The 17,000-nt window shown below is 66.2% G+C and carries 11 protein-coding genes; 5 read left to right on the top strand and 6 right to left on the bottom strand.

The features are described from left to right. Positions 1–4 precede the first annotated feature (4 nt). Complete coding sequence (locus tag ASG20_RS04440) at positions 5–673, bottom strand: hypothetical protein (protein WP_056049006.1); 669 nt, start codon at positions 671–673, stop codon at positions 5–7. A gap of 134 nt (positions 674–807) precedes the next feature. Further along, the gene (locus ASG20_RS04435; RefSeq protein ID WP_056049003.1) at positions 808–2,829 is read right to left on the bottom strand and encodes a S8 family serine peptidase; all 2,022 of its coding nucleotides are present in this window, start codon (positions 2,827–2,829) and stop codon (positions 808–810) included. Between the two features lie 642 nt (positions 2,830–3,471). Between ASG20_RS04435 and ASG20_RS04430 the strand changes: the two genes are divergently transcribed. The 3 genes from ASG20_RS04430 (at position 3,472) to ASG20_RS04420 (ending at position 4,934) form a co-directional block, all read left to right on the top strand. Further along, positions 3,472–3,750 carry a hypothetical protein gene (locus tag ASG20_RS04430; protein ID WP_056049001.1) on the top strand — a complete coding sequence of 93 codons (279 nt, stop codon included), beginning with the start codon at positions 3,472–3,474 and terminating at the stop codon, positions 3,748–3,750. A 109-nt stretch (positions 3,751–3,859) separates the two neighbouring features. Beyond that, complete coding sequence (locus ASG20_RS04425) at positions 3,860–4,378, top strand: hypothetical protein (RefSeq protein WP_156364013.1); 519 nt, start codon at positions 3,860–3,862, stop codon at positions 4,376–4,378. A 55-nt stretch (positions 4,379–4,433) separates the two neighbouring features. Continuing rightward, on the top strand, positions 4,434–4,934 hold the full coding sequence (locus ASG20_RS04420; protein ID WP_156364012.1) for a hypothetical protein: 501 nt from the start codon (positions 4,434–4,436) through the stop codon (positions 4,932–4,934). Between the two features lie 45 nt (positions 4,935–4,979). Here the strand turns inward: ASG20_RS04420 and ASG20_RS04415 are convergent, their stop codons facing one another. From ASG20_RS04415 to ASG20_RS04400, 4 genes are all read right to left on the bottom strand, one after another. Beyond that, entirely contained in the window at positions 4,980–6,008 is a 1,029-nt protein-coding gene (locus ASG20_RS04415) for a DNA N-6-adenine-methyltransferase (RefSeq protein ID WP_082470726.1), read from the bottom strand. A 135-nt stretch (positions 6,009–6,143) separates the two neighbouring features. Beyond that, positions 6,144–7,229, bottom strand: a complete 1,086-nt coding sequence (locus ASG20_RS04410; protein WP_056048989.1) for a hypothetical protein — start codon at positions 7,227–7,229, stop codon at positions 6,144–6,146. A gap of 88 nt (positions 7,230–7,317) precedes the next feature. Continuing rightward, entirely contained in the window at positions 7,318–8,346 is a 1,029-nt protein-coding gene (locus ASG20_RS04405; protein ID WP_056048987.1) for a hypothetical protein, read from the bottom strand. Beyond that, a complete protein-coding gene (locus ASG20_RS04400) occupies positions 8,346–9,452 on the bottom strand; it encodes an SEC-C metal-binding domain-containing protein (RefSeq protein ID WP_168371600.1) in 1,107 nt (368 codons plus the stop codon). Before ASG20_RS04400 ends, ASG20_RS04405 begins: the two co-directional genes overlap by 1 nt. 456 nt (positions 9,453–9,908) lie before the next feature. On the opposite strand from ASG20_RS04400, the gene ASG20_RS04395 reads away from it, so the two are divergent. Together ASG20_RS04395 and ASG20_RS04390 are read left to right on the top strand one after the other, a co-directional pair. Beyond that, positions 9,909–16,220, top strand: coding sequence for a hypothetical protein (locus tag ASG20_RS04395; protein ID WP_056048979.1), 6,312 nt, complete (start codon positions 9,909–9,911; stop codon positions 16,218–16,220). Next, entirely contained in the window at positions 16,177–16,863 is a 687-nt protein-coding gene (locus ASG20_RS04390) for a hypothetical protein (protein WP_056048975.1), read from the top strand. Before ASG20_RS04395 ends, ASG20_RS04390 begins: the two co-directional genes overlap by 44 nt. Positions 16,864–17,000: the final 137 nt, after the last annotated feature.

The raw sequence follows: 17,000 nt of genomic DNA, 5'->3' as shown, positions 1-17,000 counted from the left end.
GGCGTCAGAACGACGACTTGGCCGGCGTTCCGCCCCCGGCTGCGCGTTGCAGCTGCGCCTGCCATGCGCGTTCGGTGTCGCTCCCTGCCATCAGGAGCAGCTTTGCCTTGTGGTAGACGTCTTCCTGAGCGTGCAGGGCCGGCTTGGCTGCCCCATAGGCTGACCGGCACGGCTCGCCCGCACTGCACCAGGTCAGATCGAGGGGAAGCTGCGGTGAAGCGGCGCGCGTCGGCTTACCATAGCGCTGCGTCAGCTGTGCCCGGAGCTGCGCACCCGTGCGGCCCGCCATCGGTGCCTCGTATTTGACGACCTTGACCTCGGCACCCGCCGGCACCCGCCGGAACTCGATGATCAGCGCCTCGTCGCCCTTCTTCGCCTGGATGGTGGCGAGGCCGGTGCGCGGCAGGTCGAACGAGGAGGCGCCGCGCTGCTGGCGCTTCTGTTCCTCAACGGCGGTCGCCCAGTCGTAGCCCTGGAAGGTCTCGACCTTCCAGCCGTTGCGGGCGAGTGCCGCCTGCACCTCGGTCGCCGGCATGCCGATCCGCACGCCGGCGATGGTCAGCGGCTTGGCGGCAACCCTGGTCTGCGCGCTGGCATCCTGTTCGGCGACGGAAGCCGACCCGCAAGCGGCGAGCAACGCCAGCGCGGCGGTGGCGGTGATTCTGGTCATCATGATAGGTCCTTGTGCGTGGGACGTGCGTCGTCGTTCGCCGGGACGCGTCCCGGCGTGGCAGGTCCGATGGTGGTGGTCGTTCTATGGCTAGGCCGAGGCCTCACCCGGCGGGGAGCGAGCCCGGAACGTGCGGGTCATCGCAGCACCAGCGTGGCGAAGCCGGCGGTGTCGTGGACGCCGGCGACGTGGCCGGCATTGATGGCGTGTGCGATGCCGAGGCGTAGCGACCGGCCAGGGCCAAAGGCGGCCGACCAGCCGAGTTCGACATCGAGTTCGCGCGCGGTCGGCGTCAGATCGATGCTAGCGCTGCGGGTGGTAAGCGCGCCGCTCATCAGGTCGTAGGCGACCGGCGCCTGCACGGTGGCGCGGGCGCGTTCCAGCCGCAGCGGCGACGAGAGCCCTAACGTCGCGGTGCCGGTGCCCAGCCGGCGTGCGGCGTCGAGCGCAAAGGCGCTGCCGACCAGCGGACCGGTGAAGCGCAGCAGGTCGGAGCCGCCCTCGACCCTGGTCGTTGAGGCGGTGGCGCGGGCGGACAGCAGCACGCCGGCGATAGCCCGGCTGGCCGTCAGCGTGGCGAGCGTCGTCCGGCCGCCGGACAGCGAAAAGCCGGTGGCGCCGCGCAGGCCGAGCATCTGTCCCTGCTCGGTCAGGTCCGACAACTCGATGCCGATCCCCGCTGGCGTGGTCAGCGACACCGTGCGCAAGGCGGCACGACCATCGCGCGCAGTGCCGGATGCAAAGCTCGCCGACCAGCCACTGCTTACCCAAGCGAAGGATTGACCGACCGGTGCCGCGACCACGCCACGCAGTGCCGAGCCGCTGATGCCTGCGTTCTGGCCGATGGCGATGTTGGCAGCGAGCGTCACCGACTGACCCGGCGCGGGCGAGAAGGCGATGCTGGCGGGCCGGTTCGACCGGGTGCCCTGCCACGGGCCGGTCGTGGCGGAGGTGAAGCCGAGCCGCCTGTCAGTCGGCGTCGGCGTCATCCATGGCGGATCGACCGGCGCCAGCATCGTGCCGGCGAGCAGGCCCGAACCGCGATGGCGCGGCGCGGTCGAGCCGGTCATGCGGTAGTCGCGGCCATAGCGGTCGAGCACCGTCATGGCGGCGGTGGTGGCCACCAGCGCGCCGCCATCGCCGAACGGTCCCGACAGCGTCAGCGACGAATAGCGCGCCAGCACCGTGTCGGCGGCGGCAAAGGCGCTGGCGGGGGCCTGCGCCTTCATCGCCTGCTCGATATCAAGCAGCCCGGCGCCATAGATCTGGTCGGCGCCCTTGTCGCCGAGGTCGGTGGCGGTATCGAGCAGGATACGCGCGATCGCCTTGCCGCCGAGCTGCGGCCAGTATTGCTTGAGCAGCGCCGCGGCACCAGCGATCGCGGGCCCGGCGAAACTGTTGCCCGTCGTCGTCACGAGACTCCCGTCCTTGCCGACGACCTGGACGCCGGTCGCGACCACCGCGAGCGTGCGGTCGGCGAGATCGCCGGGACGACCGTTGCCGGCGGGCGGGCGTAGCGCGGCATCGACGCGGATGCCGAACAGGAACCAGTCCCGGTTCTCGAGAGTGTCGCCGACGAGGTTGCGCGCGATGGTGCCGGCAGCCGCACTGTCGTCGCCAATATCGTTGGAGACGGACTCGACCAGCAGCCGGTCGGCCCGGGCGACCTGACCCATCGCCGCCTTCTGCTCTGCCGCGGCCTGGCCGCTCGATACGCCGTTGAGGCTGAGCGACAGGACGAAGGCGCCCTTCTCAACCGCGTAGCGGATCGCAGGCGCGATGTTCATCGCGTTGGCGGCGCTGCTCTCCCTGATCGGCGAGGTCGCGGTGACGCCCTCGAGATCGGGACCGCTGATCTTGAGCGCCAGCAGCGTGGCGTCTGGAGCGATGCCGTGGACGCCGCTGCCGTTCCTCGCTGCCAGCGCGACCGAGGCGGTCTCGGTGCCGTGACCCTGGATGTCGTCGAGTGCGAAGGTCACCGTCTCGGGCCCGCAGGTCGGGCAGCGCGCGATCCGGTTCTCGAAGGCCTTGCTGTCGGGTGAGATGCGGCCGGTAAACTCGGGACCGTTCACTGCGATGCCGGTGTCGATGACGGCGATGGTCACGCCCTTGCCGGTGATGCTTTTGTCATAGGCATAGGCGGCCTTGGCGCCGAACACGGCGGCGGACGCCTTGTATTCCGTGCTATCGGCGGTTGTGGGCGGAGGGGCCGGTGTAGGCGTGGGTGGGTGTGGTGGTGCCGGCGTCGGCGCCGGCGTAGCGACTGGCGGCGCGTTGGTGCCGGGCGTGCTGACGCCACCGCCACCGCCACATGCGGCAAGCAGCAACGCACCCGATGCGACCGATCCTGTATGAAGTGCCGCGCACCATCGGCGGCGATTTCCCTCTACCATGCACACCCCCGTGTTCGGCGGTGCATGGTTCCTCCAGCCGGCGGCACCGCCCCATGTGAAACGAGGCGGTGCCGGCCCGTGAGCCGGAGATTGGAAACCTGCGGAAAGACAGGCGCGAGTGTCTTTAGGCCCCGAAGAGCCCTGGACATGCACACCCGCTCCCCGGCCGAAATCTCTTTCGACCGGGCATACGGCTACTTTCCGACGAGGTTTCCACGCCTCGGTCCGCCTGCTGGCGAACCGGCTACCCATATGCCGGCGCGGTTAACGAACCAAGTCATGTTGTGCAGGTGATGCAACGCATGCGCCTCGACATGGACCGGACCCGCCGCAAGCAGCAGCAGGATTAGCAAGCAATCGTCGATGTTTATCAACCGCGAGCGTGAATGATCCGCTGGAGGAAAGAAGATGAAGCGACGCCGGTATCCCTGGGTGTTCCGCATCGCCGCCGCCCTGCTGCTGGCGAGCGTGATCGCCGGCCAATGGTGGCAACGCCAGCTAGCCGGTGAGGTCGGCCTCGCCATGCTGACGGTCATCGCCGCGCACTGCCCTGCCGCCATCGACCAGCAACGCCGCGGCAGGATCAGCGTCGCCGACAGCGCCCGCGCGCTCGACCGCTGGGGATATGCGCGCCTCACCGAGATGGTCCGTCGCGATGGCCGCAACCGCTGCCGGCGGCAGCGCTGAGGGGAAAGACGGTCGGGGCGAAGCGAAGCCCCTGACGAGAATGAAAATCGAAGGGGGCCTGATCCGGACCGACCCGGTCCGGGGATCACGCCAAGACCCGAAGGCCCCCATGTCCAACATGATCCCCGAAGTGCTGCCGACCGCGTCGGTCGCGCTCATGCACTATGTCCTCGCCGAACTCGAACCCGACGAACCCGACCAGCTTTACGGCAACACCGGCCTGCCCGCCGCGGTCGACTTCCCGGTTCACGACATCATCGTCTCGGTGACGCCGGTCACCGCCCCCATGTTCGACCAGGCGCTGCTGCGCTGTGCCGCGGCCCGCCAGCGCGACGTCATGCTGATCCGGCACGGCTTCCACCCGGAGACCATCGACCCGGTCCGTGTCGATGTCGTGCTGCACTCGGTCGGCGGCCCGCTGCTGCTGACCGACCTCAGCTTCTTCCGCCACCGCGACCGCAGTCTGCACCTCGTGCCCGACGACGCCGGTAGATGCGTGAAGATCGGCGATGGCGGTCTCGAGCTCGGCATCCGGCCGCCCTGGGACAGCGCGTGGGACCGCGCCGCCGGACTGGAGAGTGCTGCTGCCCAGATCGTGCTCGCCTGCCGCCGCAGGAACCGGGGTTGAGATGAGGAGGAGGACAAGCGGCCCCGATGCGGGGATGAAACAAGGAAGCAACACGATGACCATGACCAACGACGCGTTCGAGACCGCCTGCACCAAAGCCGTCGCCCGGCTACTGCTCGGCAACCGCAGGCTGAAGGAGGGCATCGTGCTCACCGGCGGCAACCGGCTCGACCTCGATGGCAAGGTCCGGCTCGCCCGGCAGGCGCGGGCCAGCGACACGGATGTGCTGCACCTCGAATATGGCGCAGACGATGATGGCCGGCACGGGCTGACCGGCATGATCGTTTTCATGGTGCGCGGTGACATCTGCCACATCCAGACGCAGTGCCGGCTGTTCCTTGCGAAGGGCAGCACCCGCGGCGTCGTCCTGCCGCAGCCCGGTGCCCGTGGTCACTACCGCCTGGCTCCGGACGAAATCCTCCACATCGATGGCAAGCCCGCCGGCGACGTTAGCGACGGCATGGCACGCGCCGACGCCTGGCTCGCCCGTCAGCTGGCGCTCGGCAACGACGCCGCAGATGACGGTCGGTATCAGGTCTGGTCGCAGGCGGCGTGATGATGGCGGCGACACCGATCATTGAGCGGCGACGGCGGGTGACGATCATCCGTCGAGCGTCGGAGACCTCTGACGTTGATCACCGGATGCCACCGTGACGCTGCGGGCAAGCCAGAACCCCGCGACCAGTTCTGCATAGCGGTGCTTCTGCTCGGGCGTCGCGCCCAGTGTCAGCACCATCAGCGAGAACGGGGTCTGCTGGCTTTTGTCGCGTATATCGAGAAAGCGGACGCGGCCCTGCAGCAGGTAGATGTCCGCATCCGCGCTCAGCGTCTGGTGAAACCAGGCGGAGTCGGTTCGGACCGGCACGAGGCAGACGACCGTCTCGACCTTGCCGGCCCGCCATTGGTCGTAAGCGCGCCGCAGCCAGCGCAGGAGCTGCGAATAGGGCGGATTGACGAACGCGACTTTGCCCGACCAGTCGTCGACCAGCCCGTCGCCGCCGTCGCTGGGCAGAATCCGGCGATGCGCGATGACCGGGCTGAGCGGATGGCCACATGGGTCGAGGTCGATCTCGCCGAACGCGGCGTAGATGTTCGCCATGAAGTCCGACGGCGTGAAGCGGATGTCGCGATCCTCCTTGTCGCCTTGACCCCAATAGGATCGTTCGGGCGCACGGCGGCGGGCGTTCGGTGCGATCACAGCCAGCAGCCGCAGCAGGCTGGCGACCGATCCGCCGCCTCGCTCGAGGCTGGCAATGGTCGTCGGTGACAGGTCGGTCTTCGCCGCCGCATCCCTCAGCGACATCGACCGCTTGCGCCGCTCCGCGGGCAACTGCTCTGGCAGCGTCTTGCCCGCCGCCAGACCGGTCAGGCGAAAGTTCAGCGCCGCCATGGCCGCGATGAGGGTCGGCACCGAACCGACACCCTTCTCCAGCCGCTTGATCGTCTGGCCGTCGACGCCGATCCGGTCCGCCAGGGTCCGCTGCGACCAGCCGGACGCCCGCCGCGCATCACGTAGCTCATGTATCAGAATCTGATCCTGTTTGGGTTCACATTCTGTCCTAGTATCTGATGTTGTGCGGCACCGGCAAGACCAGTGGCCACACCGTGCACCCGAACCGCCACTGTCCACCCGGTTAGCGAATGCAGACAGTCCGCATTTCGGCGATGCTGGTGGAAAGCGGCCCGGCCGTTTTCGAGCGCTGAGGTGTCGTAAGTGCCCCTTCGTTCAGATACCGCCGGAGGGCAGCTACACCTTTTGCGGTCGTCAGCCATCTTCGAGAATTTTACGCACGATCGCCAGCGCGTCATCGGCGGAGGACGCCACGCGGCAGCCGTTGATATCCTCCAGGCCGGATCCGCGGGAGGTGACGAGGTGACGCAGCGGACCTTCGGTGAGGAATGCATCACAGTATGTCAGCGCGAAGGTGGCATGCCCGAAGTCGTGCCAGTCGTTGGCCTTGAACCGCCTCTCTTTGTCCCACCGCATCGTTGCATGGATGGAAGCCTTCACATGGAGCGTGCGCATCGCGGAGCGATTCTCGGGCCGCCGCATGGCATGATAGACGAGGTTGCGGCACATGTTGACCGATGCGGCGCGCTGCTCTGGGCTTGGATCCGGGCGACTGCCTGTCGTCCGCGCCTCCATCTCGGCGATGATGTCCGCCGCGATCTCCCCCACCACCTCGACGGCGCCACGGAGCTCGACATCGTAGGCGTTCTCGTAACTGCGTAGCTCGTCACGGTGCTCCTGATTTCGAGCGTTAGTGTCTCTGGTGAGCTCGGTGTAGTCGCGGCGCAGTTCTGTGCCGTCATCCATGCCGGCCACAAGGTCCGACAGGGGCGTCTCCCAGAGGTGATCGAAGACCCGCTTCTGTAACTCGAGCTGGTCCTCCGGGGGCGCGCCGTCGAGCTTCGGGTACATGTCGCCGAGTGCGTAGGCGACCTTAGTCCAGATGAGTTCCTGCATTGGATGCACAGCCTCTTCTCCGTGTAGGGCGGCCGAGAGGAACCGGTGCGCCTCCGTCGCGAGAAGGGTCTGCGGATCCATGGACGTCACGCCGAGGCTAAGTTCGTCGATGAGGCGCGCGGTGGCCTGCCGACGTGTTGGCGTGTTTGCCTGCTTCGTGAGCTCCATGAAGAGGTCGGCGCTGATCGGGCAGATCAGGCGGCCGGCGTTCACGCCCCGGCGAAGGAAGTGCAGCAGCTTGCGGGAGGCGGCGTCGGTCCGACGAGCGGCAGCGGTCTCCCGGAGGATGATCCAGTAGCGTGTGTCGAGGTACACCTTCCGGCGGCCCAGCAGCTCCTGGCCCAGCTCGATCTTCCGCGCGCGGCTGTGCCGTTCAATGGTCATGGTTCTGTCGATCCAATCTGGAGGACTTCTTAGCTCAGTTTCGCATATTTGGATTCACGCGAGGTTGGGGAGATCCGGTACTGCTCGCTTATTTCGTCGGACGCGGCTCGAACAGCGTGTGGTCGTCGTGCAGGTAGGGAGCCTTCCTGATCTCGAAGCTCGCCCCGTGGAACCGATACTTACGGTCGGCAGCATCCATCAAGCCGTCCACTACCTGCAGGGACGCGCGATAGCGGGAGAACGCTTCGGCGACGGTGATGTTGGGGCCGCGACCGTAGCGCCACTCTGCCATGACCTCCCAACTTGGGATGCGTGACAGAAGCGCACGGGCAAAGGGCGGCTTGCCTGGAGGCAGGCGGTCATGGAGCACGTAGAGATCGTGCGTTTCCGTGAACGATCCACTGCGCTGCTGAGAGAGCATCTTCAGCGAGAGCTCACAGGCCATCTGCAGCTCCCACTGCGCGCGCTTGATCTCGACTGGCTTGCCGGTCGAGATTTGCACTGCCGCCTGGTCGAGATGCGGCAGGATCGGGTCGCGCAGCTCACCGACACGCGGATCGCCCGTGTGCACCGTGAACATGCCGCAATATATCGAGCGAAGCGCTCCGGCGATGCCATTGGCGAGCCGTCGCGCTTTCATCCCGTCGCCCCGCGGCAGTGTGGCGAAATTCGGAGCGCGCTTTACCCACGAGAGCGAGTCCTCGTCGTCCTCAACCGCGGCCGGATAGTGCATCCAGATCGTCTCGCCGGGCTTGCCTGAGCGTGTCGTCACCAGCGGCACCTTAATGCGGAATGGGGTACCGAGCACGAGGGTGCAGCCGGTAATACTCCGATCCGACCTGTCGCTCATGATGTCGCCGTATCGCCGGCGATACCAGGCGACGGTGCGGGCGTAGATGAATTTGAACCAATCGCTGCCCATGTAGTCGAGGAACTCGCCAGGTTCGGTCGACTCCGCTGCGCTATCGGTCTTCACCTCAATTACGCAGAAGCGGACGAAGTCCTGCGCGGCACGGCGCGGGCGGCTGGTGAGCGGCACGTCGTCCTCGGCCAGAACCCGATCGATCACGTCGAGCGACTCCGCGAGGGCGTCATCGAAATCGTCGGGGCCGGCCATTAGCTACGCGTGCGCTCGACGATCCCGGCCGTCGCTAAAGGTGGCTTGCTCGGGCTGTAGACTCCCGGCGTCCTCTGATTGGTGGCAACGCCAGCGTGGACGCGCTCCCGGAGGTGAGCTCTCTGCGGGGTTGGAAGGCCGTTCCACCAGCTCGGGCGAAAGTAGATGTTCTCGAGCTGCTCGAACGCCATCTGCATGATGGCGTCTGCCTTATCCGCGTCTGGCACAGCGTCGAACGCATCGACGTAGGCGGCGGAGGCGCCATCGTCGGGGCCAATCCATCCGAACACCGCGACGCTACGCCCGGCATAGGAGGAGATAGTAAGCGTCAGCTGCTCGAAAGCCGCGGTGCCGCGTGCAAGACGCTGAAGGAGCGTGCCGTCGATCGCCAGCTCCGGCATGAAAGCTCCCGAGGCAACCAGCGGCAGGACGCCGTCAAAACGATAGGCAAGGTGGTGAAATCCGGCGTGGCTGCCGCCGTCCAGGCGCGCGGGATATTCTTTCATCACGGCGTCGATCTCGGCGAGGGAGCGTTTCGCTCCGGCGAGTGTGATATGACATTGCCGTTGGATGGCCTGCTGGATTGGCAGCGGTTGACCGCGGTCCATCTGGCGCTGCACCATAGTGTTCTCTACGTGCACTGCTTTCGTAAAGCGCTCGTAGGCGATCGCGCGATAAGCAAACAGCATCGCGTCGTCCGCATCCAACGCCACGTCCTTACCCTCCACGGGTTTGAAGATCGCGTCATCGTGATGTCCGCAGAACCCCGGGAACACCGAGGCCTTGCCGATGCCGATCTCGACCGGCGGCGGACGGCCTTCGTGATCGATCATCGCGCGCATGCTCTGCGGCTTCACTGTCATCACGACCGACTTGCCCTCAGCGATCGCGGAGAGACCGCCACGGCGCTGCAACGTGTGCGATTTCACGATTCCGTTGGCGCAGCCGGTGCCGTCAAGCGAATGCGAACAGTAGCCCTTCTGCCCTCGCCGGCGCCAATCGGCTTCGACCTCGAACGGGCTGAACGGCTTCATCGCCTGGCGGCCCATGTGGCACTTCTTCCACTTGTTGTTCGAACCGCACCAGCAGGGCTCGTTACGCCCCATCGTAGCGCGCGCCACCGGTGCTGGCGGACCGGTGTAGCTTGCGAGAAGGGACGGATGTCTTGGCATCAATTGAATATCGCTACTCGCGGAACGCGCCGCAACCGAGTGCCGACCGTAGCGCGTTGACACTTGGCGGTGGGCAGTGGCGGTCGTCAACGACGGCGCACGTTGAGGTTCCACGCCTTCCAGATGCGTCCCGTGTCCCAGTCGAAGTGCAATCGGTCTAGCGTGCAGCGGACCCATCTGTATGTCCATCAAGCGATGTACGCCTCTTGGCGCGGCGAGGGAATGCCGGCGAACGCGCCGGGCCCCTCCGGCGTCGGATGCAATGCCTTCTTTTACCGCTGCCTGAATTAGACAACTCTGCGAAAAGTTTCTGAGCCACTGCTCCGTCCAACTCAACAAAACGGGCGTATGTGGTGGCGCGGATCGGGACGGCTCGTCTAAACGTCGGCGATGGCAACTGTGAACCCAGTCAGGGCGAGCCGCGACGGCGATCAGTTTCACTACTACTGGGCCGCTCGGCGCTGTCTGGGCCTGCTGGCGCCGGACGCTCAGCTCGTTGCGGTTTCAATCGAAGGTCCGGCCGTTCAGGATGGCGACCAATTCGAGGAGGGCGTCGCCTCGATTGATGTGGCCGAGTATCGCGGCGACGTCGATCCGTCGAAGGCGACCCAGGTCCGATACATCCAGCTCAAGCATTCGACCCTTCGCACTGATACGGATTGGGTCGCCAGCGACTTGACCGACACGCTGCAGAACTTCGGCACGCGATATGTGCAGCTTGTCGGGAAGTATGGAGCGGAAGACGTCGCCGCGCGGTTCGCCTTCGAATTCGTCACGAACAGGCCCTTCGCCGACTCTCTCGTCTCGGGGCTCGAACAGCTTCGGTCGGGAGAAGCCACGCCACAGGCGCGGGCGGCTGCGCACGCGACGCGCCTGCCGGAGGATGTCGCACCCGCATTCGCTAGGCTGCTAACGCTTACGGGCCGGGTCGAACACTTGGCGGTGCAGGAGAGTCTGCTCCACGACGACGTTTCGGGCTTTCTCCCGGAAGCTGATCGCGACGCTCCGCTGCACTTAAAGGATCTCGTTACGCAGCGGGCGACGACGAAATTCGAGCATCGTCCCGAGATCGCACGACTCGACGTCCTCAAGGCCCTCGGCGTCGACATGCGAGACCTCTTCCCGGCACCCCCGCGCATCGATATCCCCACCCGCATCGTTCCGCGGCGGCAGCTGGACAATCTCGCCGCCCTTATTGTCTCTGGGGGATGCGTCAGCATAGTCAGCGCGGATGCCGGCGTAGGGAAGACGGTGCTGTCGACACAGCTTGGTGGCCTGCTTCCTGAAGGAAGCCGAACGCTGGTCTACGACTGCTTCGGGAACGGCTCCTACCGCAGTGCGAGCGAATACCGCCATCGCTGCCGCGACGGCCTCGTTCAGCTCGCTAACGAACTGGCGGGACTCTCGCTGTGCAATCCGCTGATCCCGACCAGCAAGGCCGATCCTCCCGCATATGTGCGGGCCTTCTTGGCGAGGGTGGAGTCGGCGGCGGCCTTGCTTCGGCAGAACGCCGCGGGCGCGGTGCTGTGCCTCGTCATCGATGCCGCCGACAATGCGGAGATGGCGGCCGGGGAGATACACGATGCGCCGAGCTTCCCTCGGTTGCTGCTGCGCGAGACCAACTGGCCCGCCAATGTTCGGGTGGTTCTGACCGCGCGACCGCACCGGATAGACCAGCTAGACCCGCCCGCATCGATCGAGCGCATCCCGCTCGAACCCTTCGACGAGGCGGAATCAGCGGAGCACCTGCGTGGCTCCTTTCCAACCGCCACGGATCAGGACACGATCGAGTTCCACCGCCAGACGTCGAGAAATCCCCGCGTCCAGGCGACCTCCCTGGCGCAAGGCGGGACGCTGCACGCCGTGCTCCTCAGCCTAGCCGGGGAGCCACGCACCGTGGATGCCTTAATCGGCGACCTGCTTCAATCCGCGATCAACCGGGTGCTCGCCGAGACGCCGACAGCCGACCATAACCAGGTGCGAGCCGTCTGCTCCGCATTGGCGACCCTGAGACCCTTCGTGCCGCTGCGGGTCGTGGCGAGTGTGGCGGCGGTGTCGATCGACCTAGTACGCAGCCTCGCCCACGATCTCCAACACCCGCTCATCGTGCGCGAGGACGCGATACAGTTCCGGGACGAGCCGACCGAAACGTGGTTCCGCGAGGTCTTCAAGCCGACCGGCGCGGAGCTCAATTCATTCATCGACCGCCTCGTGCCTCTCGCGGGCGAGAGCGCCTATGTCGCGGCAGGGATACCGCAGCTGCTTCTTGAGGCCGGCCGCTTCGGCGAGCTGGTGAAGCTGGCGCTGTCGGACGATGCATTGCCGCTGGAACCGGCGATGGCGCGAAGGGACGTAGCCCTTCAGCGCCTCCAATTTGCGCTCAAGGCGGCGATCAGGGACAAGCGCCATCTCGAAGCGACCATGCTCGCTCTGAAGGCGGGTGGCGAGACCGCCGCCGACGCACGTCAGCAGAAGCTGATCTCGGCGAACACGGATCTCGGCGCGCGCTTCCTGGAACCGGATCAGATGATCGAGCAGATCTCGCGCCGGCTTATTACGGGAGGCAACTGGGTCGGATCTGAGCACGCTTATGAGGCCGCTTTCCTTTCTGGTTCCCCCGATCTCGCCGGTGAGGCGCGCAGCAGGCTGCGCGTTGCGGACGAGTGGTTAATGCACTGGGCGACGCGTCCGCCCGCCTCTGGATCGAAGCGCGGCAACGCCACCAAGGTCGATGCTGCAGAAATGGCGTTGGCCGTGATCCGGCTCGACGGCGCGGATAGCTGCGCGAAGTATCTGAGGCGCTGGAAGAGACGTGAGCGATCCTACGAGGCGGGACGCATCCTGGTGGCCCGGCTTGTCGATGCCGGGGACTTCGGCCTCATCGACGAGCTTGCGATCGCAGCCGGCAATGATCTCGGTCTGCTGCTCGCGATCACGTCGAAGCTCGCATCGGTCGGACGCCTTCCGCCGAAACCCGCCGTTGAAAGGATGACGCGTCTCGTCACCAGCCGCCACGTGAGGATCATGGAGCCCTCGGGCACCGATGGCGAGATGGTCTTGCTAGCGGCGGTGACCGACGTCGTGGTGGCCGCCGCCCGAATGCGGGTGGCGTCGAAGGGTCTGCTTGCGCGCACCCTCACACGCTACATCCCGGCGATGAGGACCGCCGTGCTCGGAGGACGGTCGGCATCGTATCAGGACCGGCGCGGCATCTACATGACGGCGCGGTGCATACGGGCCGCGCTGCGCAACGAGACGATGACGTTGGATCGGCTCAGACCCCGCGAGCCGAAGCCGGTGCAGGAGAAGCTGGGCAAGCCCGTTCGGCGGCGGCGCTCTCGTGACAGGCATTCCGGCGAGACGGCGGAGTTCACCGAGCAGGTCGGCGGCCTGCTTCCTTGGCACCAGCTCGCGGCGGAGGCGCGGTTGGGTCGGGTGAAACCTGGAGACATCGACGGGCGGATCGGAGCGGCAAAGGCGGCGTCCGCGACCGCCGGGCCGAGGAGCTACGACGAGGATCGCCCAATTCAGGACGAGATCGCGATGCTCTGGGCCGGGGTGGCCCTTGGCGCCCCGGACCCACAGCTGCACTTGGAACGGTTCGAGGAGTGGCGACAGGGTCTCACGAAGCCGTTGTTCATACCGACGCTCATCGCCATCGCGCGTAGGGCCGGGCGCACCGCCGACTGCGGCAAAGCCTGTCTTAATCTTGCCAGGGCCGCCTACGCCATAATGGCGGCCGAGCGCGAGGACGCCAGTAGTATCGCTGACACCTGCGTGGATGCGTGCCGGGTCGTTCTCCTCGTCAGCCCGACGGAGGCCGCCGAGTTCTTCGAGCAAGCGATCGAAGTCTCCGGCAGGATCGGAGAGGAGAACCTCTCGCGCTGGCAGGCGCTCGCCAATCTGGCGGAGGCGACGGGTAGCGATATGGTTGACCGGCCCGAGCTCGCCTACCGCTTCTCGCGGGTGGCGGAACTTGTCGTCGCCTACAGCACGAGCTTCGGGTGGGACTATGCGCTCGAAAGCATGGCGGCGTTGTCGCCCTCGTCGGCTCCGACGATCGCAAGTCGCTGGATCGACCGGAAGTTCGCGGACCGGGAAGAGACGCTCGGTTGGCTGGTCGCCGCGTTGGTCGCCAGGAAGGCGATCGACCCGCGCGACGCCATCGCGCTGCTGCCCTTCGAGGGGCGTTGGCCCCGCATCCTCATGCTCAAGCGTGCGCTCGAGGCGTCCTCGGATGTTGGCGAGCGCGACAACATTGCCACGCACTTCATCCGATATGCACGCCACCGGCACCACGATGCCAAGGATTGGCTGCGGGTGGGTCGGCTCCTCGATCAGTTCGGCGTGGATTCCCGCGAAGCCGCCGATCTCGCCACTGCCGCCGCACGCGCTGCACGCGAGCAGGCGAGCAAGCGGCCGTCCCGTCGGAAGGACGGCTGGAAGCTGAAGAAGCGGAAAACGGACTGGGACGCGATCTTCCGCGACATTCATCTGAATGTCCCCGGTGGCGTTGCCGAAGCGCTGGCGCGATACCGCTCGGGCGAGCCGCCATGGGCCCATGACGAGTTCTACGCCGAGGCCATTTCGAGGGTTCAGGTCGGACAGGAGGCCGACTTCCTCAAGGGAATCGACGCAACCGACATCCTCGGGATCCTTGATGGCGAGTATCTCCTCAAGAGCGTGCCCCACGATTGGCTCGGCAGTCTGGCCGTGAAGCGCGCCACGCGGAACCTGCTGCTCAACCTGGCCCGTCGCGAATGCACAAGGATAACGACGAGCCGCAGCTACCAGCCGTTTCCGTTCGACCTGATCGGCAAGGTCGAGCTTTCTCGGGACGAGGTGATCAGGGCGGCGGTCACCGCGATGGGGGACACGGCGCTTCCCGTTCGGCATGACGATCTGTTCGATCTCGCAGGCCTGCTCTCGACGATGATCACGCCCGCTGAGGCGGCTGAGGCTCTTAGCTACGGCCTCGGACTGCTCGAGCCGTTGCTGCTCGATGGCGACGACGGACCATGGCGAGCCGAGCTCGAGCCTCCCCCGACCGTCCCGGAGGCGATCGCGGGCTTCATCTGGGCGGCGCTCGCATCGCCCTGGGCCGAGCAAAGGTGGGAGGCTGCTCATGCGGTTCGGGCACTTTGCGCTCTCGGTCGCGGGACGGTGCTCGACGCGTTGGCCCGTCTCGCGGACGCGGGAGGCGGCGGAGCCTTCGCAGCGCCGCAGCTGCGCTTCTATGCGCTGAATGCCCGACTGTGGCTCGCGATAGCCATCTCACGTGCAGCGGAAGAGCATCCGGCATCGGTGGCGCGGTTCCTTTTACTCCTGGAGGCGGCGGGTCGACGCGCCGAACCGCATGTCCTCATTCGCAAGTTCGCGGCACGGGCGCTCCTGTCCCTGCATAAGCATGGCCTCGTGGATCTCGACGCCGTTCGGCAGGATGAGCTCACCACGATCAACCAGTCGAAGCTGCCTGAGACCGAGCGGGTGTTAGGCCGGTCGAGAGCCCGGAGACCCTCCACCGCGGATGAACAGGGTTTCCGCCTCGCCCACGACTTCGAACAATACTGGGCCGCGCCGCTCGCGGATGTTTTCGGCCTTCCAAACCTCACCGTCGCGGACGCGGTAGCCGCCGTGATTGGCCAGCTGTTCGGACCGGAGGAGACCGGACATCACGAGCGGGACGTCCGGCTGATGCGGCGGCAGTTCGACAACGACCACTACTTCCGTCTCTCCAGCTACTGGCCGAAAGTCGACGACCTGAAGTTCTATCAGTCCGCGCACGCACTGATGATCGTCGCAGGCCAGATCCTTGACGTTCAACCGCTTGAGATGCGGGAAGGAGTATCCGACCGGTTCGACGACTGGCTGAACCGGCATCGCCTGAGTCTGCGCGGCGACCGCTGGCTTTCCGACCGGCGAGACGACAAGCCGACGGGGCTCTGGCTGAAGTTGCCGATGCAGGGTCCTTCGGACCGGCTCGGTGCTGCGGATCTGAAGCGCCTCATCATGCCACCAGGGGGCAAGATCGTCGCCTCCGCCGACTGGGAGACCCACCGGGGATTCATTCAGCAACGCGTTGATGTTGTCAGCGTCCTGGTGTCGGCGGGTCGCTCCGCAGATCTCGCGCGGGCGCTCCAGAGTGCCACGAACCACGACGACTATAGGCTGCCGACCTCTGAGGGCGACGAGGGCGAGATCGACCGCGACGGCTGGACGCTGCGCGGCGTCATGCAGGACGACGAGGGCGAAAGGCACCTCGATCGCTACGATCCCTGGGCTGCAGGACTTCGGGCGAGGATCCCGGTGCTGGGCTCGTCGATGCTCGCTGCGATCGGCGCGACTGGTAATTCGATGGAACGGATCTGGCGCGATGCGCGGGGCTCGGTGAAGCTGCGCGCGGAGGTCTGGAGCGACGGCGAGGAAGGCGATCGCGACCTCGTCCACGACCGCGGCCAGCGGCTTCTGGCCACCAGGGGCGCACTGGACCGACTGATGAAGGTCACCGGAACGCACCTGTTGCTGGAGGTCAGGCTCCGCATGGACCGAGTCGAGACCCGGCACAGTCGATACTCGGAGAAGGAGAAGATGGATGCCATCAAGGCCACGCGGTATGTCGTCCTCCGCCCGGGATGCCGACTCGAGTTCCCCCCAGTCGTTGCTCGACCTCGGCGAGGCCCTCGTTCGCGAACTCGATCTTGAGCAATCGAACGACGTCCTGGGGCGCTGGATGGCGCATCACCTCGCCAGTCTGATCACGGCGGCGCGTGAGGCATCGCCGCACCGGAAGGTCGAATGCGAGGAACGCTGCCGCGCCGCCATCCTGGAGGTCTGGAGGCATCGCAACTGCTTGCCAGAGGGGCGTCGCCCGTTCGAACCGCTCGAACGGGTCGTCGACACGCTCGCGGCGTTGGATCCGGACGCAACGCGGCCGTTCTATCATCGCACCGTCCTGCAGTTTGAGGATTTCGACGACTTCGACCTGCCGGGCGAGTCACTGCCGCGAAGGCCGGACTATCTAGAGAAGGCGCGCAGCTTCGATACGACCGCGCGCTCTGTCATCCGGCACCTGATCGCGCTCGCCGTCGAGGCCGAGTCCGACAAGACCCAGGAATGGGTGCGGCTCGCCACGGAGGCGAAGCTCAACGCGCCGGACGTGGCGCTGATAGTCCGATTGTTGCGCGCGGGGGAGCGGATTGACCCGGAGCGCCAAGCCGACACCGAACTTGTAACGAAGACGCTCCGGTCTCGCCTTTCCGAGATGGAGCAGTTTCTCGAGCGCGCCAAGGAAATCCGGGACGACCTCGCTGATCGGTTGGCTCGTGCGGAGGCCGAAATCGGATAGGCAGATGCTGGCGCCGAAACGCTAGGTGTCTGCTACTGACAAAACCTGCCGCTCTGGGATGACGGGGCTGTCTTATTTTTCTGTCCACGTCCGCGTCGCCGACACCTCAGACGGCTGTCACGCCGAGATGAATAAAT

The sequence above is a fragment of the Sphingomonas sp. Leaf198 genome, assembly GCF_001424005.1.
Classification (GTDB): Bacteria; Pseudomonadota; Alphaproteobacteria; order Sphingomonadales; family Sphingomonadaceae; genus Sphingomonas.
Note: the sequence above shows the minus strand (reverse complement) of the source record. Positions and strands in the feature narration are given on the sequence as shown.